Annotated in this window: 23 protein-coding genes; 12 read left to right on the forward strand and 11 right to left on the reverse strand. The window is 37.2% G+C overall.

Annotation, left to right across the window (positions count from 1 at the left end; genetic code table 11):
* The first annotated feature begins 2 nt into the window (after nucleotides 1-2).
* Both ilvB and ilvN read left to right on the forward strand, forming a co-directional pair.
* Nucleotides 3-1,715 carry a biosynthetic-type acetolactate synthase large subunit gene (ilvB, locus tag H7A25_12520; protein ID MCP5500723.1) on the forward strand — a complete coding sequence of 571 codons (1,713 nt, stop codon included), beginning with the start codon at nucleotides 3-5 and terminating at the stop codon, nucleotides 1,713-1,715.
* A complete protein-coding gene (ilvN, locus tag H7A25_12525; protein ID MCP5500724.1) occupies nucleotides 1,712-2,197 on the forward strand; it encodes an acetolactate synthase small subunit in 486 nt (161 codons plus the stop codon). Before ilvB ends, ilvN begins: the two co-directional genes overlap by 4 nt.
* Nucleotides 2,198-2,210: 13 nt before the next feature.
* Here ilvN and H7A25_12530 read toward each other — a convergent pair whose 3' ends face one another.
* A complete protein-coding gene (locus H7A25_12530; GenBank protein ID MCP5500725.1) occupies nucleotides 2,211-2,360 on the reverse strand; it encodes a hypothetical protein in 150 nt (49 codons plus the stop codon).
* 67 nt (nucleotides 2,361-2,427) lie between these two features.
* Between H7A25_12530 and H7A25_12535 the strand changes: the two genes are divergently transcribed.
* Nucleotides 2,428-3,015, forward strand: a complete 588-nt coding sequence (locus tag H7A25_12535) for a DnaJ domain-containing protein (GenBank protein MCP5500726.1) — start codon at nucleotides 2,428-2,430, stop codon at nucleotides 3,013-3,015.
* Nucleotides 3,016-3,089: 74 nt separating this feature from the next.
* Here the strand turns inward: H7A25_12535 and H7A25_12540 are convergent, their stop codons facing one another.
* The 4 genes from H7A25_12540 to H7A25_12555 form a co-directional block, all read right to left on the reverse strand.
* Nucleotides 3,090-4,661, reverse strand: coding sequence for an FAD-dependent thymidylate synthase (locus H7A25_12540; GenBank protein ID MCP5500727.1), 1,572 nt, complete (start codon nucleotides 4,659-4,661; stop codon nucleotides 3,090-3,092).
* Between the two features lies 1 nt (nucleotide 4,662).
* Nucleotides 4,663-5,610 carry an NAD(P)H-binding protein gene (locus H7A25_12545; protein ID MCP5500728.1) on the reverse strand — a complete coding sequence of 316 codons (948 nt, stop codon included), beginning with the start codon at nucleotides 5,608-5,610 and terminating at the stop codon, nucleotides 4,663-4,665.
* An 82-nt stretch (nucleotides 5,611-5,692) separates the two neighbouring features.
* Nucleotides 5,693-6,442 (reverse strand): radical SAM protein, encoded by a 750-nt coding sequence (locus tag H7A25_12550; GenBank protein ID MCP5500729.1) that lies wholly within the window; start codon nucleotides 6,440-6,442, stop codon nucleotides 5,693-5,695.
* 8 nt (nucleotides 6,443-6,450) lie between these two features.
* Nucleotides 6,451-7,854 carry a radical SAM protein gene (locus H7A25_12555; GenBank protein ID MCP5500730.1) on the reverse strand — a complete coding sequence of 468 codons (1,404 nt, stop codon included), beginning with the start codon at nucleotides 7,852-7,854 and terminating at the stop codon, nucleotides 6,451-6,453.
* A gap of 114 nt (nucleotides 7,855-7,968) precedes the next feature.
* Here H7A25_12555 and H7A25_12560 point away from each other — a divergent pair, with 114 nt between their 5' ends.
* Both H7A25_12560 and H7A25_12565 read left to right on the forward strand, forming a co-directional pair.
* Nucleotides 7,969-8,670 carry an NUDIX hydrolase gene (locus H7A25_12560; GenBank protein MCP5500731.1) on the forward strand — a complete coding sequence of 234 codons (702 nt, stop codon included), beginning with the start codon at nucleotides 7,969-7,971 and terminating at the stop codon, nucleotides 8,668-8,670.
* Nucleotides 8,671-8,872: 202 nt separating this feature from the next.
* Nucleotides 8,873-10,315, forward strand: a complete 1,443-nt coding sequence (locus H7A25_12565) for a hypothetical protein (GenBank protein ID MCP5500732.1) — start codon at nucleotides 8,873-8,875, stop codon at nucleotides 10,313-10,315.
* A gap of 72 nt (nucleotides 10,316-10,387) precedes the next feature.
* Here the strand turns inward: H7A25_12565 and H7A25_12570 are convergent, their stop codons facing one another.
* Nucleotides 10,388-12,793 (reverse strand): response regulator, encoded by a 2,406-nt coding sequence (locus tag H7A25_12570; protein MCP5500733.1) that lies wholly within the window; start codon nucleotides 12,791-12,793, stop codon nucleotides 10,388-10,390.
* A gap of 294 nt (nucleotides 12,794-13,087) precedes the next feature.
* On the opposite strand from H7A25_12570, the gene H7A25_12575 reads away from it, so the two are divergent.
* The 4 genes from H7A25_12575 to H7A25_12590 all read left to right on the forward strand — a co-directional run bounded on the left by H7A25_12575 (nucleotide 13,088) and on the right by H7A25_12590 (nucleotide 16,764).
* Nucleotides 13,088-13,993: an alpha/beta hydrolase gene (locus H7A25_12575; GenBank protein MCP5500734.1), complete on the forward strand. Its 906-nt coding sequence runs from the start codon at nucleotides 13,088-13,090 to the stop codon at nucleotides 13,991-13,993.
* Nucleotides 13,990-14,637 (forward strand): hypothetical protein, encoded by a 648-nt coding sequence (locus H7A25_12580; protein ID MCP5500735.1) that lies wholly within the window; start codon nucleotides 13,990-13,992, stop codon nucleotides 14,635-14,637. The genes H7A25_12575 and H7A25_12580 overlap by 4 nt, the downstream gene beginning before the upstream one ends.
* A gap of 64 nt (nucleotides 14,638-14,701) precedes the next feature.
* Nucleotides 14,702-15,130, forward strand: a complete 429-nt coding sequence (gene rpiB / locus H7A25_12585; protein ID MCP5500736.1) for a ribose 5-phosphate isomerase B — start codon at nucleotides 14,702-14,704, stop codon at nucleotides 15,128-15,130.
* The gene (locus tag H7A25_12590) at nucleotides 15,130-16,764 is read left to right on the forward strand and encodes a hypothetical protein (GenBank protein ID MCP5500737.1); all 1,635 of its coding nucleotides are present in this window, start codon (nucleotides 15,130-15,132) and stop codon (nucleotides 16,762-16,764) included. The genes rpiB and H7A25_12590 overlap by 1 nt, the downstream gene beginning before the upstream one ends.
* Here H7A25_12590 and H7A25_12595 read toward each other — a convergent pair.
* The 5 genes from H7A25_12595 to H7A25_12615 all read right to left on the reverse strand — a co-directional run bounded on the left by H7A25_12595 (nucleotide 16,746) and on the right by H7A25_12615 (nucleotide 22,482).
* On the reverse strand, nucleotides 16,746-17,150 hold the full coding sequence (locus H7A25_12595) for a hypothetical protein (GenBank protein ID MCP5500738.1): 405 nt from the start codon (nucleotides 17,148-17,150) through the stop codon (nucleotides 16,746-16,748). The two genes, H7A25_12590 and H7A25_12595, sit on opposite strands and share 19 nt — an antisense overlap.
* Nucleotides 17,147-17,341, reverse strand: coding sequence for a CopG family transcriptional regulator (locus tag H7A25_12600; GenBank protein MCP5500739.1), 195 nt, complete (start codon nucleotides 17,339-17,341; stop codon nucleotides 17,147-17,149). The genes H7A25_12595 and H7A25_12600 overlap by 4 nt, the downstream gene beginning before the upstream one ends.
* On the reverse strand, nucleotides 17,338-17,949 hold the full coding sequence (locus tag H7A25_12605; GenBank protein ID MCP5500740.1) for a tetratricopeptide repeat protein: 612 nt from the start codon (nucleotides 17,947-17,949) through the stop codon (nucleotides 17,338-17,340). Before H7A25_12605 ends, H7A25_12600 begins: the two co-directional genes overlap by 4 nt.
* A 1-nt stretch (nucleotide 17,950) precedes the next feature.
* Nucleotides 17,951-19,144, reverse strand: coding sequence for a hypothetical protein (locus tag H7A25_12610; protein ID MCP5500741.1), 1,194 nt, complete (start codon nucleotides 19,142-19,144; stop codon nucleotides 17,951-17,953).
* A 62-nt stretch (nucleotides 19,145-19,206) separates the two neighbouring features.
* A complete protein-coding gene (locus H7A25_12615) occupies nucleotides 19,207-22,482 on the reverse strand; it encodes a tetratricopeptide repeat protein (GenBank protein ID MCP5500742.1) in 3,276 nt (1,091 codons plus the stop codon).
* A gap of 679 nt (nucleotides 22,483-23,161) precedes the next feature.
* Between H7A25_12615 and H7A25_12620 the strand changes: the two genes are divergently transcribed.
* From H7A25_12620 to H7A25_12630, 3 genes are read left to right on the forward strand one after another with little or no spacing between them, the layout of a single operon-like run.
* Nucleotides 23,162-23,941: a hypothetical protein gene (locus tag H7A25_12620; GenBank protein MCP5500743.1), complete on the forward strand. Its 780-nt coding sequence runs from the start codon at nucleotides 23,162-23,164 to the stop codon at nucleotides 23,939-23,941.
* Nucleotides 23,913-24,365 (forward strand): hypothetical protein, encoded by a 453-nt coding sequence (locus H7A25_12625; GenBank protein ID MCP5500744.1) that lies wholly within the window; start codon nucleotides 23,913-23,915, stop codon nucleotides 24,363-24,365. The genes H7A25_12620 and H7A25_12625 overlap by 29 nt, the downstream gene beginning before the upstream one ends.
* Nucleotides 24,365-25,873 (forward strand): hypothetical protein, encoded by a 1,509-nt coding sequence (locus H7A25_12630; protein ID MCP5500745.1) that lies wholly within the window; start codon nucleotides 24,365-24,367, stop codon nucleotides 25,871-25,873. Before H7A25_12625 ends, H7A25_12630 begins: the two co-directional genes overlap by 1 nt.
* Nucleotides 25,874-25,960 lie beyond the last annotated feature (87 nt).

The raw sequence follows: 25,960 nt of genomic DNA on the forward strand, positions 1-25,960 counted from the left end.
TCATGACAGATAAAAAGGAAAAACCTATGACAGGGGCAGCCCTGTTAATACAGCTTTTAGAAGAAAAAGGGATTGAAGTATGTTTTGGTTATCCGGGGGGAGCCATCCTTCCCTTTTATGACGAAATGTACTACCAGAGTAAAATTAAACATTACCTGGTTCGACACGAACAGGGGGCCATTCACATGGCAGAGGGTTATGCCAGGGCCAGTGGTAAAATCGGTCTCTGCATTGCGACTTCCGGTCCCGGGGCTACGAACCTGATAACCGGTCTAACAGATGCAAAACTAGATTCTATTCCGGTTATGGCTATTACCGGACAGGTTGCCACCAACAGCATAGGAACTGATGCCTTTCAGGAAGCCGATATTTTTGGGATTACCATTCCTATAACCAAGTATAATGCCCTGATGAAAAGTGCGGACGATATTGCCAGACACTTCGAAGAAGCCTACAAGATTGCTACAGGAGGAAGGCCGGGTCCGGTTCTTTTGGATTTCCCAAAAGATGTTCAGACCCAACTCACAAGCGTAAGTAAGGCAGACAAACTAAAAATTGCTCCTCACCATTACGAAAAACCTCCAATAAAAGGAGACATCGAGGCTTTTGCCGAAGCTCTGAATAAAGCAAAGAGACCTCTTCTATATGTGGGTGGAGGGGCTATTAGTTCCGGAGCTTATCGTGAAATCCTGCAACTGGCAGAACTGGGAAACATTCCCGTCACTATGACTTTAATGGGAATCGGGGCCTTCCCCGGAACTCATGAGCTTTCTCTGGGAATGCTCGGAATGCACGGAACCGCTTATGCAAATAAAGCCGTTATTGAATGCGATTACATTCTAAACCTCGGAGCCAGGTTCGATGATAGGGTAGCTAAAATCGGTGAATTTGCTGAGAATGCCGTAAAAGCCCATATCGATATCGATAGCTCGGAGTTTAATAAAAGAGTAGCGGTAGACCAAATTCTACACGGAGATCTCAGGGATGTACTACACGCTCTTTTACCTTTTATTAAAAAAGTAGATAGAAAAGAATGGATTCAAAGGCTTAAAACTTTGAAAGAAAATCATCCTCTGGATTTTGACAATTCCGGTACGGAGATAAAGCCTCAACATTTCCTGAGTGAGCTGTATAAAGCGACTTCCGGCAGTGCTATTATTGTTACGGATGTAGGCCAGCACCAGATGTGGGCAGCCCAATACTACCTCTTTGACGAACCGAATTGCTGGCTAACTTCTGGAGGTCTCGGAACTATGGGCTATGGTTTGCCGGCAGCCATAGGTGCAAAAATAGCAAGACCGGAAAAACAGGTGATCTGCGTAAGTGGAGATGGATCCATACAGATGAACATTCAGGAGCTCGGAACGATAGCTATGTATGAAGTGGGTGTAAAGATTCTTATTTTCAACAATAGCTTTCTCGGAATGGTTCGTCAGTGGCAGGAGCTTTTCTACGAAGAGCGTTATTCTCAGACTCAGTGGAAATATAATCCAAGTTTTGTGAAAATAGCAGAAGCGTATGGAATTCCGGCTATGTCAATTTCCAAAAAAGAAGAAATACCTAAAGCTCTGGAATTTTTCCTGAAAGATGATAAATCAGCTCTTTTAGAAGTAATAGTTCCTTCTGAAGAAAAAGTATTTCCTATGATTCCGGCAGGACTATCACAAAAAGATATTATTGAATTCAAGGACCTGAAGGAGTATAAAAAGAAATGAATCATACATTGAGAATACTTGTTAACAACCATGCCGGTGTCATGAGTCATGTTTCCGGTCTTTTTACTCGCAGGGCCTATAATATAGATTCAATTGCTGTAGGTGTAACCCAGGATCCGGAGATTTCCTGTATGACAATTGTTATCCGGGGAGATGAACAAAACATTACCCAGGTAAAAAATCAACTGAAGAAATTGCCGGATGTGCTGGAAATTACCGATGTTTCTTATCCGGGTTCTATCCATAGAGAATTACTCCTGGTGATCGTAGAAGCGAAAGACGAGCACCGCCAGGAAGTAATTTCTATCTGTGATGTTTTCCAGGCTAAGATCATCGATATGACTTCTACGGAAGTGATGGCGGAGTATTCCGGAAATTCGAGAGAAGTAAATGCCTTTCTTCGAATGATGAATAAATTTGGCATTAAACAAATCTCCAGGACAGGTCAAATCGCACTTACCTGCCCGAGTACCTTAGAATAAGCCCCCTACGGGCTTATTTTCCTTCTTTCTTCTTCGTTTCTGTATCTGCTTCTTTATCCTCAATTTTTCCATCCATTTCCTTTACCTCGGAACTTTTGCAGGAATAAAACCCGGCCCATAAAAGATTCATTAAAAAAATTAAAAGAATCGCCTTTTTTATCATACTCTCTCCTTTCCCTTTTTTTATAAATGGCTATACAAAAACCTGCAAGTATTTTACTTTCCTGTTAGTGGAAGCATTTACAGTCAGTCTTGAGGAACCTTATGTTCAAAACATTTTAGAAATTTTAGAAAATTTCCCGGAAGGACTCAGCGAATTTGAACTTTTGAAGTCCTTAGAAAATAAAAACTCCTTATTTTCCGGTTATTCCTTGCAGGATGAGCTGGAATTATTCCAGTCACATTTTCTTTTATTCCACATTCTGTATCATCTCGATGAAATTTTAAAAGAAAAGAAAGGCCTCGGAATCGAAATTCATTGCTTAAAGATAAAACTATATACTATCCGGCAACAACAAAGGGATTCTTCAGAATTGGAAAAACACGACCCTTTACGGGAATATTACAAAGATCTAAATCACTTACGAAACACGGGTCGAAAGGAAGTAAACGAACTTCTCAACTCTTTCTGGAAAAAATATTTAGCTTTTCAAAAGAAGGAAGAAGCCCTCGAAGTTTTAGATCTCCATCCTGCTGCCAGTGAAGAAGAAATCAAAAATCGCTACAGAAAACTGGTAAAGGAGCATCATCCCGATAAGGGAGGAGATTCGGAAAGAATCATCGAGATAAATAAGGCTATGGAAATATTAAAATCGTAATCACCCTTTCCCAAACGGAGGGTTAACCATCCGGTTTGGGAAAGGGTGAGTGATTTGGCAAACATGTGATGATTCTACAGTATCCTATCATACTCCGACAAATTTAATTTCCAGACTTTTACACCACAGTATCTATCTCCTTCCGGGCAAACAGGTTTTACCGAACCCATAGAACGAAGCTTGCAAGGGGCTCCAAGGTTCTTTGCAATTTGAGGATGGACTTTCTCTATGTCTTTTACTTCATTCAAAGAAGCGTAGAATATTTCTTCCTGGGCATTGTAACAAAGTCTCGCTTTCCACTTATGATGCAGATTGAGTAAATCACCCGATTCATAAAAGCGCACCGGAAAAGCATTGGGTAAAAGGTAAGAAGTGTCTTCTATAGCTCCTCCTTCTGCTATAAACTCTTCGATATGTCGAAAAAGTTGGTGCATTCTTTCTGTATACACATCTTCTAATTCTGCATACTTCTTGATGATTTCAGGAACGATATAATCGGGACTTCCGGTATACTGAGAAAAGAGTATCGGTCGGGATGCAGGAACCATTCGGTGTCTCTGATCCTGAGAATCGGCTGTATGAGAAATCTTTTTTTGGAAGGTATAATGCACATTAAACATAGCCCGGCTAATTGCGTTCAGGCTGGTTTCATTCAGAGTAGAAGCCAATGAAACATTTCTTTCGGGAGACATACAAAGAAGAAGGGCTTCGGTATCGTTCAAGGAAGAAGAGGATAAGCCGAGGGTAGTCCTTACAGAGGCCGCTAAAATTTTCTCAGCTGAGTTTGAATAGGAAACCAACTTTGCATAAACATTTCCGAGAGAAGAATCAAATTCTTCTACGAACAATTTAGCTTCCGTATAATCTCGAACCTGTTTTGAAGTATGATATTCTTGAAATATCTTATATTCTAGGGTATTAGCAAGGGGAATCGGGTCTTCCATTTCTTCTACAAACAAAGGATCGATACGTTTCACTTCCTTTACCATTTCTTCGATAACCAGCTTCTGTTCCTCAGGAACCTGAAAGCTAGTCATCAGGCGATAATACCGATGCAGGGTTAAACCATTGATGGTATGGAAAAGGTATGTATGCGTAGCAAGGGGTAAAATGTAGCGAGCAATTTCAAGGCATTTCTTTTTAATCTCTGTCTGCCACTTTTCCGGCTGCTTCGCTCTTGAAGAAAAACGCAGGAAGAATTCTTTTTCCACAAAGGGTTTCAACTCTTCTATCATGGAGAAATATACCGAATTAGCGTAACGAATGGCCTGTAAATAAGAGTTTCTTAATTTCGAATTTAAGTGAAAAGGAATATAATAACTTTCCTCTTTTACCTCTACATATCTCTGGCTAACCTGCTCAGAATTATAATACGGATGAGAGTGCAAAAAGGCCCAGACAAATTGCCTCGAAACCCGGTTCAGTGTAAAGATAAACTGGGGGTGCTGTCTTGTTGTTAAATGACCGGCTTTCTTAGTAGACTTAGCGACTCTATCCCGGATTTCTCTTGCTTTTTCTGTGCTATCCATATCTTCCGGATAGAGAATACCTTTAGAGGAATAACAGGTTCTCGCACTGGCAATGGATAGATTAAAAGGATTTTTTGTATAATCAATTAACTTTACTTCCGGGCCTTTTAGTTCCATATTAATTCCCTTTATAACCAGATTTTCTGTCTTTTCGCCTTGCCAGCTCACTCGTGTAATTTTTACCGAGACTGTCTTTATGTTCTTCAATCCACTTTTTCAGGCTGGTCTTACCGGCAGGAGCTGCATCAACATAGAGCAAATCATCCATGAGTCCTTTAATTTCTTCTCTGGTTACAAAGGTATCTTTCACAAAAAAACCAATAAACTTACTGGCAAGGTATCCGAGACCGGGAGAAACCGAGATAATAGGACGCTTTTTACCGATAGTCTTTCCTATAAATTCGGCCAGTTCCTTATAGGAAAATGTGTCCGGGCCAATAGCATTGATAATGCAGTTTTCCGTTTTTGTTGCCTGTTCGATTGCAAGTTCTGCCAGGTCTTCTACATAAATGGGCTGAAGACGATACTTACCGTCTCCAAAAACTCCGAATACGGGCAGGTGACGTAAGGCCCAGGCAATATTATTAATGAGAATATCTTCTTTTCCAAATATTACAGTCGGACGGAGAATGGCATAGGAAAGTCCGGAATCCATCAAAGCTTTTTCTAAATCTGCCTTTCCGCTAAAATACTCCAAATCAGAATCAAGGCTCGGATTGGTAATGCTTACATGCACAACTCTCTTTACACCCGCTTTTGCTGCTGCCTGAAAAAGAACTTTTGTATTTCGAACTGCATCTGCATGAGTAAAAAGTTTGTGGTTGAATCTCACCCAGTAGGTATTGTATAAAACAGAAACTCCCCGCAGAGTCTCTTCTAACTTCTCCGGTTCATCGAAGTGAAAGGGATAGGCTTTTACCTTATCACCAAATATATTTTCTCGATTAAAAGAATTCGTAAGAGTGATGACTTCTTTACCTAAAGCTAAGAGCTTCTCTGTAATATACTTACCCGAGTATCCAAAAGCCCCGGTAACCGCGTGTTTATTTTTTACTTCCTCATTCATCTACAGGTTCATCCTTAATTGGCTAAGCGATTTAAAATCCACTTTTCTACTTAAGATTATACCGTAAATGAATAAATCTCTCTCAGGCAATCTGCTTTAGTACACTTACTTCCTGTAAATTATACTCCTGAGAAAGACGGCCATCTGCAAACAAATTCAAACAGGAAAGACTACTTTTCTCAAAATCCCACCAGCTAAGCTCCATACCTCTGAATTCATAAACCGGATTATTTCCAAAATAACGCAGGGGAACCTGGTTTTGAAACGGATTATCCGGCCCCTCAAAACCTGAAACCTTCCGTAAGACCAGCCTTCGAACTCCCATTTCCAAAAAGCAATCCAGCATTTCTTCTAATTCAAACTGGTTTTCTTTTGTATATAATATAGAAACTTTCAAAGGAATACTCAGCTTGTTTATAAGGGTTTTTATATCCGGCATCTTCTTAGTTCCGGTCATAAGAAAACGAGTATCCTCCCGGAAAGAATAAAAAGAAAGAGAGAGACGATCAAATAGTTCTACCAGACTCTTCTTTCTTAAAATGAGAAACCCGTTTGTATGCAGAGAAAGTTTCACAGACGGAATCTCCTTTCGAAGACGCTCTATTAGCTTATCCAAATAAACATACAGAAGAGGTTCGGTATTGGTGCCGGAAAAAGAAATTTCTCTGACACCGAGCTTATGACATTCCCGGATAAAAGATTCCAAACCCGGCAGAGGAAATGTTGTAAGATTGGAAGTCGGATTCTTTCTTAATTGGCCGATACAGTATTTACAACTAAGATTACACTTACCGGAAAATAAAATATTTGCAAACTGTATTTGATTATTCATATATTCTACTATAAGCTAATAAGATGTTCTTTCACCCTGTCCGAATAAAAGAGAGCAATTACTCCATTAAAATAATTCGCTCCTTTTTTTGTAAGACTAAAATAATCCCCTTCTTTTTTCATAAGCCCCTCCTCTCTTATAAAATCTAATTCAGGAGCAAACCTTTTTTCAAACGAAACACCAAATTTATCAATAAAAGCTTTTGTATTAATTTCACCGAAATAAAAAGAAACCGCTATCATCTTCGCCATACCTTCCCCCGGCGGAAGAAGATATAAATCCTGAATGGGAGCTTTCTTCTCCTGTATGGATTCTATATAGCGATTCATCTTCTTAGAAGCCGCTCCCTGGTTATACGCTAATAAGTTACAGGTAAAAGTCTGTGCTCCGAGACCGGTTCCGAGATAAGGAGTAGCCTTTGATACTCTTTCGGTCAAATAAGCACTGGTACCGATTTCTGTGTATACCCGGCTAAAGGTATTCTTACCCGGATTGGCAAGGTAGCCGTGTTTTGCCATAAGTTCTCGTCCCTTATTGTACATATCATTCACCCTATCGAGTTCAACCTCCGCCGCTTCCTTAGAAACAAGGGTTCCCTTATAGCGCATCCGGTACAGGGTAATGTATTCCGGCTCTAAGCGTATCGCGTGTTCTACCGTCTGTAAAAAATCTTCCGGGCTCTGTTTTGCAAAGCCATACATGAGATCTACATTAAACCTGTTAAATCCAGCTTTTCGAATATTCCGAACAGCTAAAGTATTGTAATCCACCCGGTTTAACTCACGTCCGTACCGCCTGAGCATATCGGGGTTAACGGTTTGTAGGCCCATACTAATCCTGTCAATACCGGCTTCACGAAAATCTTTTATTCTATCGGGAAGCTCCGCTGCCAATTTGGGTGTAGTTTCAATGCTTATACTAAAACCCTCCTTTCGGATAAAGTTCGCATCCATGGCTTTAATAAGTTTCACTACATCTTCTGTTTCTAATAGAGAAGGCGTGCCCCCTCCTATATCCAGGCCTACGAGCTCCTTAGGTCCCAAAAGATTTCCATAGAAATATAACTCCTCCTGCAGGGCCTCAAGGTAAGAAAGCCTTCCCTCTCTCTGAGTCCCGGTCACTACAGTATATTCACAGTAGCGACATTTTGCTTCACAAAAGGGAATGTGCATATAAAGACCGATTTCCTCAAAAGCCCGGAAAGAAGAAGACAAAAGCTCTTCGTACCGCTCTTCACTGACTTTATAGTCCCAGATCGTTTTTCGGTGGGCTATCGGGTAAGCCGTATTGGCAAGGTTATGATTCCGAATTCCGGCCGCAAACACCTCCACTGGATCTTGCGGATTTCTCTCTTCGTCTGCCCAGGTAAGAGCGGAAGCATTCTTCTCTAAAAGGTTTGTCTGCGGTTTCATTTTCTTTCTCCTATGTTTGGTTATTATATAACCAAACTAAAATAAAAGCAAGTATTTTTTCTATTATTTTTATAGTTGCAGCAAATTAAGTTTTATTTTATTTTAACATTAATCATGAAATTAAGCGATTCAAAGCCTTCTTCTTTCTTAGAAAAACCGACCCTGGCGGTGGATGTCGTTTTACTTTCTCCCAGGGACACTGAACTTTGCGTACTTTTACAGAAAAGAGCGGAGGCTCCCTTTCCGAATGCTCTCGCTCTTCCCGGCGTAGCTCTAAAGACCAATGAGTTTTTAAAAGAAGCAGCCCTGAGAGCTTTAAAGTCCAAAACCGGACTTTCTAAGAACCTCCTATCCGGGATATACATGGAACAATTGGCCACCTTCGACGCACTCTACCGGGATCCGAGGGGAAGAACTATCAGCGTTGCCTACTTAGCCCTTACAAACCAGAACATCCCCGGAAATGAGAATACAAGCTGGAAAAAGATTTCCGGACTTGAACCCAAAGAACTACCCTTTGACCACTATGAAATTATACAGACAGCACAACAGCGCTTGAAAGGAAAGCTACGCTATACCAATATTGCTTCCTACCTGATGCCGGAAGAATTTAAAGTAGACGAACTTCGGTCTTTGTACGAATCTATCCTCGGAAAAGAATTGAATCGTTCCAACTTTCGAAGTAAGCTCGTCAAAATTGGACTCATAGAAAAAGCTGAAGAAAAAGGAGGAATGGTAACAGAAAAAGGGGGAAGACCGGCTGACCTCTACCAGTTTACAGAAAAAGAACTCAAAGAAATGGAAGACTTCATATAATTCTCCCTCCTGCATATCACTGAAATACAGAGCATATCATTACTATAATACAGAGCATATCATTACTATGATACGGGGTGTATTATTACGCTGTGGTAAACAGTTTTCCATTTAATACTCCTTTTCCGAAATAAATTTCGCTTTTCTTCTAAATGACCTTCATGTATATGTTGGGATTAACATTCAAGCTTCAGAGGAAAAAATGGCAGAAGAAAAGTTTGTAATCACCCGGGCCGATGGAAGTGAAATAGTTGTAACTGGCTATGTTCCCGAATATGCTTCAGATAACTATAAGGTTTACGAACCCGGAAAAATAAAAGGCGGCAAGCTTCCCAAAAAAGTAGACCTGCGGAAATACATGACCGATGTAGAAGATCAGTCCAAAGCGAGTAGCTGCACAGCAAACGGTGTCGCCGGAGCGTATGAGTACCTCGCCAAGAGGTATCTCGGAGAAGACTCCTTCAATGTTAGCCGTTTATTCATTTACTATAATGCACGAAAAAGAAGAGTCGGAGAGAATGAGGAAATAAAAGATACCGGCTCATCCATTTTCAATTCCATAAAAAGTCTCGAGGAACTTGGTGCTTGCTCGGAAGACACCTGGCCTTATGAGCTTAGTAATGTCAACGAAGAACCTTCTGAAGCAGCCTATGAAGAAGCTTCCAAATTTTTAGTGGAAGATTTTTCTTATGTTCCTACTAACCTCGACATCTGGAAGAATTGTCTGGCAGAAGGAAACCCCATCATCTTTGGAACTTTAACCTATCAGTCCTTTAGCTCACATAAAGCAAAAGGTCTGGTTCCCATGCCTACTCCGAAAGAAGCACAGGCCAGTCAACATGGTCGACACATCATGCTCTGTGTGGGTTATTCAGATAATGAAGAAGTATTTATCATTCGAAATTCCTGGGGTACAAAATGGGGAGATAATGGATATTGCTATATTCCCTATAAATATCTGATGGATAAAGAAAGAAATTTTAATGATAGCTGGATAATTAACCGTATCGAAGATATTCCTATAGATGAAGAACTATGGTTCGACGAAGATGATGCATCCGTTCTGGGCGATTATGACACAGAGCTTGCAAATATGAGTGATGAAGATTATGCAGAAATGCTGGATGCTATGGGAGACTACCCTCTCGAATACCGTATCGGTCTAATTATCCTGCAGGCCGCCAAAGCAGACGGAGAACTCAGTGAAGAAGAATACGATGCTCTTTCTGAGTATATGGACGAAATCCTGGAACTCTTAGGCAGTGATTATGATGCTAAGAAAATTCTAAAATTCTGTAAAAAGCATAAGAAAGATGAAGACTTGTTAGAAGAATCTGTTGAACTTTTAGGTGATTATCTCAGTAACTCCTTACTGGCCAAAATTACCCAGGATATAGAAACAATAATTGGTGTTGATGACCTATCCGAGGAAGAAGAAGATTTCCTGGACTATCTCGTCACCGAATGGCAGCTTGATGATGATGAAGATGATGAAGATGATGAAGATGATGATGATGATGAAGATGATGAAGATGATGATGATGATGAAGATGATGAAGATGATGAAGATGATGATGACGATGACGATGATGATGATGACGACGAAGATGTAAAGAAGAAGAAAAAAAAGAAAAAGAAAAAATAAATTCAATTACAAGCACAAACAGTTTTGCAGGCGAGCCAGTAATGGTTCGCTTGCCTTCACCAAATCTTCTTTTTAAGAACTCTGTTTAATGAACCAATACGCCTCCGAAAGAATATTCAATTGTGCTTTTAAACGGTCAATGGCAATACCATAAACAGCTTCCTGAAGTTCAAAACAGAAGCGAATAAATGACTTCTGTCCTGTTTGTTTAGATTCTTCTAATAATTCTTTTACTGGCCCTCTCAAGCCTCCTATACTTACTTTTTTTATAGCAAAGGTATGACTCTCATACCAGCTTATAAAAAAGTTCTTAAAGCTTATATCCCAGGCATTCAAACATAAATTCTCAAATGCATTATTCTTAATCTCGGCTTTCAGGCTTAAAGCACCATCTTTTTTAAAATAAGGAAGAAATTTTACAATTTCTAAAATCAAATTGGGTTTATTAATTGGTTTTCGCAAATAGCTTTCATATAAACCATGAATTCCTTTTGAAAGAGCATCTTTAGAATAAGCAGTAAGAATAATAATCGGAATATGCTGAAACCTTGCATCGGTTCGGATCTTTAAAATCGCTTCATCTCCCCTCATTACCGGCATCATTAAATCCATAATAATCAAATCAAATGTTTGTTGCTCCAAACACTGCAAAGCTTCCTTTCCATTTTCAGCTTCTGTAATACTTATTTTATAAGAATTCAAATACTTTTTAATAATTTCTCGATTTGTTTCTACATCTTCCACTAAAAGAATTTTGCTTTCCTGTATATCTATAGATTCAATTTTTGGGCTCAGGCTAATTTCCTTTTCAGTTTCTGCGATTTTTAGATTATTCAAATATATAGAAAATTTAGAACCCCGTGTTTTATCACTTTGAACTTCAATTTCTCCGTGCATCATATCTAAAAGCCTTTTCGTAATCGATAGACCAAGACCGGTTCCTCCGTAAATAGGAGATTGATCTTTTTGCTGACGAAAAGGTTCAAAAATTTGGTTTAACTCCAATGGTTCAATTCCTATACCGCTATCCTCTATCTCTATAGACAAATCCAGGTCAAACCTGCGAATAATAGCCTTGATTCTAAGATTCACAAAACCTTTTTCTGTGAATTTAATAGCATTACCTATTAAATTAAATAGAATCTGGCGAATACGGATTTCATCCAGATAGATATATTCAGGTAAATTTTGATCAATATATACATTAAAGCTTAGCTTTTTTTGCTCTATTGAAATTTGAAAGATTCTTTTAATATCTTCCACAATAACTCGAATGCTTGCCGGTTTATAGAGCAATTCCATTTTACCGGATTCAATTTTAGACATATCCAGTATATCATTAATTAATAATATTAGATTTTCACCACTTTTTTGAATTCCCATTAAAAAAGAGTAATATAAGTCCTCCCCTTCTAACTTTTCTTTTAATATTTCAGTAAAACCTAAAATAGCATTCATAGGAGTTCGAATTTCATGACTCATGTTTGCCAGAAATTCTCCCTTTAATCGGTTTGCTGCTTCAGCTTCTTCCTTTGCTTTCTTTAGCTGCATCTCATATTCTTTTCGTTCTGTTATATCCCTTAAAATAACAGCTACCTGCTTTCCTTGAGTTGCATACAAATGAACTTCAAGATACTTTTTTGTATGTTCGTAATAAAACTCAAAATTTACATAATCAGTTTCACTCAGCTTCTGAGAAATTTCCTTAAAAATGTTTAAATCTAAATCCTGAAATATTTCCCTGGAGTTTTGACCTATCAGTTCTGCATTACTCTTTCCTGTTAGAACTTCAAATACCTGATTGGCTTCAATAAAAATAGAAGAACCTTGCTGATTCCTTTCTACAATGGCAAAACCATCTGACATTTTTTCAAAAATAATTCGGTATTTTTTTTCAGCTTCCTTAAGGTCGGTAATATCAAAAAAAGAAGTAACAAAATGATCCTGATAAAAAGGAGACGTGGCAATAAAGAATGTTCTTCCTTTAAGAGGACTTGTATATTCAGAGAAGATAGTTTCTTCCTGATGCTTATGACTCATCCAAAATTTTCGAATTTCCTCTTCGGACATCCCATAAAGCTTAGTAGCCACATTCCCTACTACCTGAGATGAGACAAAATCGGCAGTTAAATAAAAAGCCCGATTTACTTCGAGTATCCGGTAATCAATCATTTCTCCTTTATCATTATAAATACATTCATTTAAAGCAACTCCCTCGGTCAATGTGTCAAAAATTGTCCTCAGTTTATACTCACTTTCAATGATAAGAGCTCCCATACTTCTCTGTATTTCAGTAAGTAATTTATCTTTCTTTGAATGCTTAATTCCTTTTATATGCTGAAGCAATTTTCCTAAAAATGGCTTACGACTCTCTTTTAATTCGATTAATTGTGCTTCCAGATCCTTAATAATAGAAGCCTGTTGCTTGATTAATTCGTCCTTATCTATTAGTTTATTCTTAATTTCTTGTTCATCCATTCAGAAAAATTACCTTTTCATAAAACAAAATAGACTGCATGAATCAAAGGGCAAGAATTAATTCAACAATCCGAGTAATTAAGAAAATTATTCTCTGTAATAAATAATATCCGAATTCTCATTCCGAGTTTCTATAACATTTATCAGTCTTTTTTTTTAAAAATTTCATTTACATCTTTTTACTCAGAAGCAAAAAATCGGAAAAAGGGTATCTATAAAAAAACCGGGAAGCTTTTTAACTCTAAGCGAACCAGCAGTGTTCGCTTACTTCCCTAAAAAAGGAATTGCTGGCGAATGAGTTTAATGAGTTTTGCTTTAAAAAATGCTTTAAGTCTATCCAGAGTAATATTTGCAAGAGATATAATCCCGAGAAAAGTCGGAAAAGAAGTTCTCGACAGCTATGCTCGATTTGTCCCGGTTCCGGAAACTCTCCGTATGCAGGAAGACACTCTTGCTGGAGAAATACCGGCTTTATGGGTCTGGGACAGGCTCATTGATGGAACGAAAGTACTATACTACCTGCATGGTGGAGGCTACCATCTTGGTTCACCTATTACACATAGAAATCTTGCCTATAGAATTGCTTCTACTATAAAAGCCAGGGCTATAATTCCGGATTATCGAAAAGCTCCCCTTCATACCTTTCCAGCTCCCATTGAAGATGCAGTAAGAGGCTATGAAGCCCTGTTGAATCGCGGGATTCGGCCGGAAGATATAGTAATAGGAGGAGATTCTGCCGGTGGAGGTTTAGCCATAGCCACCCTTATCAGCCTGAGAGACAGAAAGCTCCCCCTGCCTGCATCTTCTTTTGTTTTATCTCCCTGGGTAGACCTTGAATGCAAAGGGGAATCTACAGATTATAACGCTTCTCTGGACCCCTGGCTAAACCTTTACGCCATAAAGGAATTTTCTCGCAGCTACTTGAATGGTACCGATCCCGCTCACCCTTTAGCTTCTCCTATAAATGCCGACCTGAGTGGACTTCCTCCTCTTCTTATCCAGGTTGGGAGCCATGAAATTCTTCTCGACGATTCAAAACGGCTTCATGCTCGTGCAAAAGAATGCGGACTTGAGTCTAAAATTACCATCTGGGACGAAATGATACATGTATTTCAGGCTTTTCAGGCTGTTTTTCCGGAAGCCAAGCTTGCTGTAGCTGAAATCGGAGAATTTGTAGAACAAATGGTACCCGTATCGTGAGAAGAGCGTTTCTTTGCACGGGAGTTTTTCTCTTCCCCTTTTTTTATCTGAACTCCTCTCCTTTATTCTTCCTTTTTCAAAAGCCGGGTGACTTATCCAAAAAAATTGAGGTCTGCTATCTGGATTCCCGGGCTTCTAAATTTAAATTTCAAGAAAATCATTTTTTAAGAAAAAATCTGAAAAAAAGTCTCGAAGAAATACAAAAAGTTTCTCTTATGAATGGAAAGAATAGGATGAATTTTCATGACTGCCTGCACTCTCTGAAATTAAGCGAAAAAGAAAGTATGCACCTAAAGAGAGCCTTCACTGCGTATAAGGAACTCTTTTTCGAAACCCTCGAAAATTACAATCGCTGGCTCTTCTCGATTCAGAAAGAAATTCCTGTGACAAAAGATGATTTGCAAAAATTTTCCGATTTTTATAGGAGCAAATATAGAATCTATAAACTCTTATTTCTCAATTCGGAATCCCTGCTGGAAAATGAATCTTCTTCCTCAAACCCTAAACTTAGCGATTTTCAAAACCTCTATCATTCCCTGTACCGTCTTCATTTCTCTTTCTATTCTTCTTTAAAACCCGAGATTCGAAATAGAATCCTGAATAAACTTAGCAATTCTCCCAAATCGTCCGATGGTATAAACTAAAAGCCCTGATATGGGCTTGACGAAATGCTTTTATTATATTTGAATCATTTCAGGAAAAAGAATTATGAAAAAAATAGGTTTCGTTTCCGATCATGGTGGGTTTGAACTCAAAGAATATCTGAAATCAAGTCTCTCACAGGAATATGAGGTACTTGATTATGGCACAAATAATACTGATTCAGTGGATTATCCAACAATCACCCGCAAAGCTTGTCTTAAGCTTTTAGAGGGTGAAGTAGAGGGCCTTGTATCTCTTTGTGGAACCGGGATTGGAGCTTCGATGGCAGCCAACAAAGTAAAAGGCATCAGGGCAGCCCTCTGTCATGATGAATATACCGCAGAAATGTCCCGCAGGCATAACAATGCTAATGTTTTGGTTTTAGGTGGAAGGATTTTAGGAAAAGATCTTGCCCTGAGAATTGTTCAAACCTGGATAAAGTCCCCTTTTGAAGGGGGAAGACACCAGAGAAGAATCGACTTACTGGATATATGATGAGAATTCTACTTCTTTTTTGTTATTTCCTCTTGATTAGTTCTGTATTCGGTGGAGAATTTAGTTTTGGCTCCCTTACAAAACACGGCTTTGATGGTATTTATTTAAAAGGCCTGAAAACGTTTCGAGTCAATTCCAAAGAATACAGGCTGGAACTAAAGAAAAGTGATTTTACTCCCTCTGAATTGTTTTTGGACTTTGAAAATAATAATCCTTCCGACTTGCAGGATAAAAATGGAAAGTATAAAGTCCTTGAATCAAACTATTCGGTCGTAGAATCAGAAAACCGAATGGGAAAACGTTACGCTTCCTTTTCAGCGAAAAATAGTTTCATTTCGATAGACCCAAATCATCACCTATTAGGCTCATCTTCGATAACAGAGACTTTCTATATTTCTTTTTTTCTGATTCCCGGAGTCCTGGAAAAAAATTCAAACCTGATTTCAAAGTCCTATATCACAATGGGGAAGAAATTTGGTCTGGAATGTAATGTAATTAACAATCATATAGAAGTTTATTTCCAAAATCTTTTTCATTTTGGAAAAGGATTTAGTAAAAGCTTTCTACTAAAAAGTTCCGACAAATTACCCTCCGGAGAATGGACACATGTGGTCATAACCATAAACCCTACAGACGGTAAGGTTGAACTTTTTGAAAACGGGATACGAAAAGATTCTTTCCTGGCGGTGAAAAGCACTTATGACTCAACCGTATTATCTTTCGGTTTTCATTCGAATGACACAAGTCCTTTTTATATAGGTAAGAACTTTTATGGAAAAATGGATAACTTCTTTGTTGGTGAAGGAGAACCCGATTTTGAGTTTCTAACCATTCCCTATAAAAAAGTTAAGTATGATCCTATTGCCGCGACAGCCAGCCAGTATTTGGGAGAGGCCCTATCCCCGGTTCTAAGAACGAAGTATTCGAATGCTTTACCTATACATTTACAATACTCGGTAGAACAACCGGAAGGAACCCATTACGAAATTCTGTACAGATTTTCCGATACCATCTTCGCAGAAGATTCCAAAGAACCGGTATGGAAAAAGGCAGAACGTTTTGAAGAGGAAGAACGACCCCGCTTTCAATACTATCAATGGAAAGCAATATTACGTTCTGATTATAGTGGAAGATTCACACCTTCTTTAAAAAGTGTACAATTAAAGTATCTTGAATCCAAGCCACCGGATCCTCCCACTGGCCTGCGTATTACCCGGAAAAAAACTTACAGAGATGAATTAAAAGTTTGTCTTGCCTGGAATTCAAACCACGAAGACGAGGTTAAAGAAGGGGGTGGTTATGTCATCCACTATGGTATAAACCCCGATCGCATGGTTGCGAGTATTTATATGGATGCCGGTGGAAATAAAATTACAGGTTTACAGGAAGGAAGAAACTTGGATAATGAATATACTGCCCTGACTTTTTGTATTGATAATGATACCATCTATAGAAATGCAGAACTACAGGCGGACAGAAATCTTCTTACATTTAAAAGAGGGATCAGTTATTATTTCAAGGTGAGTTCCTATAACCGCTTCTTTAATTTTCAAAGAAAACTGGGTCAGGATCAAAAAAGTAAACCTTCCAAACCCGTAATTTATACTTTTCCATCTTATGTATCAGAAGAATAAACTTTCTCTACACGAATAAGACCCTGCTTTTCGAGGCGGGGTCCCGTATCTATTATCTTATCAATTCCATTTGCATGGCTAACAATAAGTTCCAGTGCTTCTCTATCATTAATACCATATTTTTCTTTATACGAAGGAATAAACATTAGATCTTCCGGATTCAGGGGAAAAATCTTTTCCAGAATTGTATGGAAATAGTTCAGAACCTGTTTTTTTTCCGAAGGTACCTCAATTTCCTTTGCTAATTCCATGAGAGAATATGCAGATGCAAAAAGTTTTTGATTTTGTTGTATACTTTTCTCAAGAAAAAGCTTCAGTTCCTGTTTCTCCTGTCTATTCTTCTCAATGCAAAGTCTTAAAACCGGGTACGTTAAGAGGTATTTCATAAGATCTCTAATTCAAACAGGCCTCTCAAAGCCATTAACCTGTCATAGGAAGAGTGAAGCTGAAGCTCATTTTGCAAACTGTAACGGATAAGCTCCGCACTGGATATATTTCTTTTTTCTGCTTCTTTACGTAAAACTTCAAACTCCAGTTCAGAAAAAAGAATTTGGAAACGCCTGCTCTTTTCTTTCACCTGCTTACCTCTTCATATTTTTGAAAATAAATCCGGGCCTCTGAGTATTTTCCCATTTCCTCATATAAGGAAGCTATATTATAATAAGCTTCTTTATGTATATAATGACGAATACTCTTCTGAAATAACTGAATTGCGAAATCATATTTTTGAAGATAAACATTTGAAAGAGCATGATAAAAATAGTATTTTGCAATCTCTTCCTGTTTTTTTTGGAGGAATTGTTTTTTTTGTTCGTTCAAGTTAGCATCCGGTGGAGGATATAATTTAAGCAGTAGGGAAATATTTTTTGCAAAAAGAAAAGAGGCTTTTTGATAGTTTGAATGTAAAACCTGCCTTTTCTCCTCCTTATCATACACATTATCTTCAGCATGAATTACGGGTAAATCACTTCGAAACAAAAGAGATGTTGCATAAATCAATTGAAGGCTAATATTCTCTTTTTGTAAACTAAGATATTTTTGAATGTATGGAAGACTCTCAGTATACTTTTTTTCCTGTTGAAGGTCTTGAATTTTTCTATATAGAAGACTTAACTTTTCATGTTTCCCCTCTGCAAAAAGTATATGAGAAAATAAAAAAATACTTAAAAGTAAAACTTGTCTCATATTAAAAGTACATATACAGATTCCTTCCTTCTTCCGGATACTTATGGGATTGTAAAATAAAATTTAAGCGATTTCCATATCTCCTATTAAGGAATTCTTCGATTTCTAATTTACGGTTTTCTACTGCCATGAATATAAACGAATGAGCAGAAAATTCCAAAACCACTTCTTTCTCCCTGAGAAGAACACTTACATCCTCTAATAACTTCCTACGCTCCTCTTCTTTAAAAATGTCCTTTTCGGATAGCAGGGAAAATTTTACTTTTATTATAAAAAAAGATAAGGCTCCATCACGGGTATGATGTTTCAAACTCAGCATTAGTTTATTGAGGGCATCCCGTCTGGAACTTTCAAGATGAAAATTCTGCTCTTCTTCTTTATTAATTACCGGAATAATTAGCTCTTTTGCCTGCAAGACTTCTTCGTATAAAGGCTCCAAATCCATAGTTTTTGGCTCAGAACTATAAAATAAGGTAAGCGTAAATTCTACAGGAGGAAAATGAAAATATAATTGCTGTAAATAGTTAAATTCTTCCAGACTTCTTTTAGAGAACTTCTTTTGAAAGTAAGGATCTGCTTTCATTTTATCATCTATACTGATAATCTGAATTTTGACTTCCTCAGGTTTGAAAACTTTATCATTCTTATCAAACATGAAATTCAATTTCATATCCTGATCAAAGCCTGAAGAAACAAAAGGAATAAAACAGGATGTAAAAGCTGAAAAATAATTAAGAGAAAAAACCTCAGAAGAATAACGTTTTATAAGTTTCTCAAAAAACTGTTGAAGCCCTTCCTTCTGTTTTCCGAGGACATGTACCTTGTAGAAAATAGATAATTCCTCTTCTTCCCGGGAAGAAAAATAAACCTTTCCCTCAGGCTCCTCTTTCTCTTCTTCCGGAAGTTCTTCCCTTTTTTCTGAATCTGTTTCCGTTTCAGACGCTGTTACCTTTCCGATTAAAGATTTAAGTTCCGGATTAAAAATTCGGTTTCTTTTACTTTCTATCTGAGGAGGTAATTGGTTTTCTTCTTCACTTTTTTTCCTGGCTTTACGTATTATGGAAGGAGTTATAAATGTATTCTTCAAATCCTTCGCTTTTAGATCAAAGGGTAAAAGAAAAATTTTTCTCGTCTTTGCATTACCTTCAAAATTTTCCTGTAAACCGGTATTTATATCCAGGTCTTTTCCTTTCAAAATTCACCTCTTTCCCCCTTCAGATTGGAGAAACTCGGATAAATTTCAAGTCTATTTTTTGTCTATTCCGGATTTACAATGTCCCATTCCAAAAGTTCTTTCAGGTGATTCAAGCGTTCCTGGATATGCCCGTATTCATCGGCTTCCACAGCATTCTGACAATGAAACTCGGCAAGAGGGGTAAAAGCGGGGTTCCCATTCTTTACCTTTAAATAATAAGCAAAAGCAAGGTGGTATTCCGAATAAAAATCAAACTCAAGACTTCTTGCCTTCTTAATCTCATCAATTCCCTCATCGAGAAGGCCCTTGACTCGAATGAAATACCAGCCTTTCACATCATAAAAAAGTGCCTGATCGCTTTTCTTTTTAGAAGTAAAGGCTGTTTCGAGTTTATGAAAGATTTTGGATTCATTCTTTAAAGGAATTTCTCTTTCAGAGTGATAGATAAGATAATATAAAAGAGATCGAAAGTAAATTTCCATACTTTCCGGATCGGAGGACTTATCTTTCATTTCATCCAGTAAGGCTGATAAAATTTCCTCAGCTTCATTATATTTATGATTCAGAGTAAAAAGCAAGCCAAGAAAACTTCTTGACTCATGCGGATAAGCACCCAGATTCACTGCTATTTTTAAGTGACTTATCGCCTGATCGGTTCGATTACTTTTCATATATAAAAAACCCAACCAGTAGTGAAGTTTCCCCCGTTCGAGAAGTAATGCAATACTATCACCGGAAATAAGCGAGTCACTTTCTAAAATATCCAGGGCATAATGGTTGAATTCAATCCCCTTTTCTATAGCTTTTCGTCTTTCAGATTTATCTAATAAAGTTTCACTACGTATATAATAAATTCTTCCTATATAGGTAAGACTATCCGCATTAGGTTTGTGATTGAAAGCTCTTTCAAACTCGGCTTCAGCCTTATCCAAATTATCCATCGCCAAAAAGACCCGACCCATTAATAAATGAACTTTATCTGAATCAGGAAAAAGAGATAAAGCATGTTCGAGATACAGCATAGCTGAGGAAAAATCTTTCAAATAAAATGAGAAGAGAGCAAGGTCTCTATAATATAAGAGTTCTCTTGTTTCCTTTTTATGTTTCTCTGCTAATAAAACTATCGCTTCTTCTGCCAGACTTTTTGCCTTTTCATATTGACCCAGGCGAAACAGGGCCCTGGAAAGTTGAAACTGTAGCCTGGCAAAAGCCCATTGTAGGGCGAGGGAACGGTTTCCTTTTTGAATTTCATCAGCTAATTCATGACGTTTATGATTTAGTGTTTTATAATATATTTTTAAAGGTTCGACTTTCTCATTTTCGATGCAGGCATTTGCAGTCCGAATATAAGAAAGACTCTTTTTCTTTTCGGGTTCCTCGATTAAAGCATAAACCTGGGATAGCTTTTCAAGTTGCTTTTCGTTCAGCCTGGAAGGAAATTGTAAGCTTATCTCACAACAATAAAGAGCTGCCTTCTTATTTTCCAGTTTTAACATTTCCTTCTTCTGTTTTCGATATAAAGCAGCATAAATAAGAGCAAGTTCAATTCTATAATCTTCCTTGTCTTCAATGCCAATAGCGGTATGCAAGGCTTCCCTGGCCCTATCCAGATCAGAGCTTTCTTTTAAGCATATCGCATAATCATAATATACCGAAGACTCTACAGGATTAAAAGAAACCGCCTGTTGCAGGGTATAAATGGCTTTCTTATAACTTAGAAGTTTTTGAGTAAGTCCTAAGTTACGCAAACAGGAAATGGCAGTCTCCACATACACTCTATCTTTCTGGTTCCGAAAACGAGCCCTACAAAGATACTTCCAGGCAATATAAACAGAAACTCTGCGAATATATAAGCAATCTCTTAATTTAGATTTATCAGCTATTGCCAGATCTGTTTCCAGGCTATCCATAGCCAGAGCCAATAAATCCCATACTTTAGCATCTTCTAATTTAATTTTTAAAATTTGTTTACAGTATAAAATAACATCATCGTATTTTTTCTTCTGTCGGTATAACAGAGCCAGGGCATAAAAGGAATCGGTATGGCTCGGGTTTGCTGCGATTGCTTTTCGAAACGAAATTTCAGCTGCCTCAATTTTTCCCAGGTCTCTATACACAATACCGAGATTATAATGACAGGCAAAAAAAGCCTGATCTTCTCTCAGAGCATTTAAGAAATTCTTTTCGGCTTCATATAAAAGAATTTTCTTCTGTCGATTCATCTGAAGAGTATCCCTGTACTTTCGCAGGCCTTTCGTATAGTCCCGGACGGCTCTCCAACGTTTCGTTCCTATATTTACGAGATCAGTAAAAACTCGGTAAGAGAGTTCTTCGGTCATGCTATATAATGCCTGGGATAGAGACTCCGAATTTGAAGGATAAGGACTTTCTACTTTCCAGGAACCTTTCATCCCTCCTCCGCTAATATTCGCAATCATGCAAAGTTTGGCTCCTTCCCGTAAAACCAGACCGTGCAGGCGAGGCCCCTGAACCAATTTTGCAATAATCCCCAGAATAGAAGCGAGAGGAATTTTAATGGGACCGAAACTAATTTCAACACTGGTTCCACCGGTTACTTCTTTCAGGGCTTTTCCTATATCTTCAATACTCAAACCGGCTTCAATTACATTGCCCCTGATACGAGACGAAGCAGCCTCATCAATAATACGGTATAAAGTAGTAAGAAAAGAAAACTCTCCCATCAGACTCGGAGCCAGGCCATTCAAATAGAGACTAACTGATTCATCTCCACTTAAATTTTCAAAGGGGCTTACATGAATACGTTTTCTGGCCTGTATCGCTTGATAAATAAAAAGTAAGATCACCGACATAGCCAGAATTTTCAAAAAGGTTCCTGCTTGAAGAATGTCACTGAGTTGAATCAAACGTATCGTTCGAATGGTATCTAATAGCTGGTTTTGAACCTTTTCACTGTATATCTGTTGTAAATCAATTTCCCGAATAAATTGAGAGCTGGATAATTTAAGCAGGTAATCATGTAACATTAATAAAAGACCGGACAAAATAAAGACAAGAAAAAAAGGACGGCTTCCACTCTTCATCCAGCGTAAAAAGCGTCCGAAGAACGAAGCTGAATAAAAATATAACCTTTGAAGGGAATAGTTATAATAAGAAAAAAAATATAACCAGATAAGAAAAAATAAGAAGAAAAAAATAGGGAAAGGAATAGAAATTAAGTCAAGATAGGGAATCATCTTCCCTGAAATAAGCTCCGGGAAAAAAGGCCGAAACAAAAAATAGGACTGAATCAAACCCAAGAAAAAAAGTAAGGAAGTAAAAAGGGAATAATACCTTGCTGTAAACAAAACAAGCTTCATAAACAGGTTTACTTTGTCCCGGTATCAAAAAGAATCAAGTCTTTTTACGATTGGCCGGATTATAAAATTTTTCCTCTGTGAGTAAAATCAAGCGCTTCATATTCCCCAGAGGTAAATTGTTTTACCAGTATATTCCATCTCCCGCATAAAAAGCTTTTCTTCCCAGGGCTTATCTTTTGTCCTGTCAAAGATAATTAGGTGAGCTTCTTCTGCATTGCATTTGTCGCGATAGATACTTACCTGTTCGAACTCCCTCTGCCTTCGGTTGCTGAGTGAAATTTATTACTTTTATAATAAATTTAGTATCGAAGTATCAAAACTATCGAAGGCTTCAATTTAGATGTAGGGAATATGTTTTAGTTTTTTATAAGAGCCTGTCTGAAAATGAAGCTACAGGCTCTTGCAGCTTGCTTTTCTTTAATAGATAAGCCTGTTTTAAGACACGCTGTAAGCATAGAAGCAGGATATATCCAGTGTTTACCTATCTTCGTAATCCCACTTTTCGAGATGGTTTGTATACAGGCTTTATCCACTCCAAACTCTCCGAATTACACGTCAACTTTGCTTCCATTCAGAAAAAGACAAAATGCTTTTAAGACTTTACAAAACCACGGGTCTTTTCTATTCTTGTCACGATTAGGCGAAACCGGCCAAACTGTTTGAGCTTCGAAAAGATATTATGAAAAAATTAAATATCTATAAAGTTTTTATTTTTATACTCATTTTCCTTATATTCCAATGCCATGCCAATTTGCCGGGGCGTCAGGCCTGCTACGAAAGAAATTATTGTGATTCTTCTGAATCCGATTGTGTTATTGGTTTTTATATTTTAGATGAAATAAGAAATAGCAACACTCCAAAATCTCAGCTACTCTATAGTATAAATGATAATTCTACAAAAACTTATATACAAGAAGAGCCAGCCGAAGAAAGTTCTATCGCAGGTGATACTTTCCAAAATGCGATTTACTCTCCTCTCCCATTCCAGTATTTTAACTCAGCAGAAAATATAACCAATCTGATCAATATCAGAAGAACAGGAAGTATAAACTCGCCAACTGACATTGATATTTACTATTTTTCTTTAACACCTTTCAATCCCGATTTCTTCTCTTTAGATATCTCTCTTTCAAGTACAGGTGCCATCTGCAATGCTTATATTACGACTCAGAGACTATCTCTGAAAACTGCGATTACAAGTTCCTCTTATATTTCTAATTATCCATTGTCCTCGAATTCACAAAATATAATTTTGAATAAAAATAATGGTAACCATTTATACATTAAATGCTACGGAACAGATGTAGCATCCTATCAATTGGATATTCTCCATAATTTTTCTGAGATTAATTCAACTCCTGGCAATACTTTTAATAATTTCCTCCTGGCAAGTTGCATCGGACTTAATGATTATTGTAGAAGAAGCTGTAATGAAACTTATAAATTTTATTTCTTTTAACTTATACCTTTCTTTTTTATTTTTTTCCTGTTCGGTAACTATAGATGGTCCAGATACAATAAAAAAGTACGAGGCCGAAAAAAAAATTAAAAGAACTGTTTTTATTAAAGCCATACAATGTGGCTACAATACAGGTCGAGCTTATATTATTTCAGATCTTGGTAATGATGAATATAGCAGTATTTCAAGCCAAAATCGTTCTAAATATATTGTATACCTGACAGCCTCTGTAGATTTATGCCTTGAAGCATTGGCCGCTGCTCCATGTCCAATTCCTCAACAAACCCCTACAGGAAATATTTACTGGGAAGAATATGATCCCAAATTTATCTCTACAATTGTCTTGACCCGTATTGTAGCCTGTACTCTACAACCGGTATCTTTTTGGAATTTTTCAGAGCCATTAGAAGGAAGGGTATATTGATGAATATCATCTACCATTATTTTTATACTCCTATTTATATATTATCCGTTTTAATCTGGATAGCTAACGATTTATATCTTAAAAACTTTTATGCTAATTGGCTTACCGGAAAATTAAGTGATTTTACAAGTCTATTTGTTTTTCCAATTTTTTTAGCTATCCTAATTAAGAGTTTGGACATTTTCAACTATTGGCGAATAAAAGCGCTCTTCCTTTTTTCTCTTGGATTCACTATAATTTTGTTTATATCGATTAATGTAAATCAGGCGTTTAATACGGCTTTTACAAAGTTTTTTTGGGGAGAAAGGGCAAAGGGTTATGCAGATTTCTCTGACCTTATCTGTCTGATTTCAATTCCACTTTCCTATTTATATTTTAATAAACAATATAAGAATTTCAATGAACGTTTAATTTCAAAACAAGCATTGATAAAATTCAAAGCCATTTTTATGACTTTATTACTGGGCTTTGCCTGTTTAAATACTTCGAGACCCCAGCAACCTTTCAGATCCGACCTGGAAACTCTCATAATATTTGATTTGTCAAGATACGGTGAATCTGCTGATACCATTTTTTTTTCAGAACCATCCCCTCAATTTAGTTCGGCCAGTGGACTAAAAACTTTTTTTCAATGGAAGTATATGGGTTACTATCTGGGAGACAATCCAAATTTAGCTAATAGTGCGGATAAGTGTGCAGAGTCTTATTATGAAAAAGATTTTCTATGGAAATATGGTGGAACATTTAAAGGCTACAAATTATACATATATAAAAAAAATGATAAGACAAAAAACCAATATAAAAATGCAATTTTCCTGTATTCTATGTTTTCACCGGAAACCATACAGGAGCTATTTTTAGATCTGCCATCCGGTGATTTCTTATGGTTAGTTACACTTGTTTTTGAAAACAAATCTGCTTGTAAAGAAACTGAAGTAGAATTTTTTCCCGAAAACGAAGTTGCAATAAAAGTAAACGGACAAATACAATCCCGTAAACAACAATCAAGAAATCTTGAGAATGTGGATACAATTCTGGGACTTGCAGCTTCAGCTAAAGATTATACTTTTAATACATATTTTAAAATAGAAAATAATTTAAACCAGGTTGATTTTAAACAACCATTACATAACTCTATTTTTCCTGCTAATGAAGATGTAACATTTTCCTGGGATTACCAATACCATTCAATCGCCCGAAGCAATGTATCTACTATTTGTGAAACAAATACACCGGAAGAAAGAAAGAGTTTACCCGGAAAATTTTTAGGTTATAATTTAGAAATATCTAAAAATGTAAATTTTTCAAATATCATAAAGGAAGAAGAGACTTCAGAGCAAAACCTGAGAACTACACTGAATTTTGAACCGGGTAATTATTATTGGCGAATATCACTTGTCTTTGAAAAGCTCTATTCTTGTAATGGAGAAAAAATAAAAATTCCATTGGATACTACTCAAAATAAGACTTATCCCCAATTTATCATTAGTTCAAATATCCTACAATGAAGAGTATTGTTTTGCTAAAATCTAATAAACGTATCCTGCACTAAAACAAATTCCTTTATCTTCTACGTTTAAAAAATCAATTATATA

This window comes from Leptospiraceae bacterium (assembly GCA_024233835.1).
In the GTDB taxonomy this organism is placed as follows: Bacteria; Spirochaetota; Leptospiria; order Leptospirales; family Leptospiraceae; genus JACKPC01.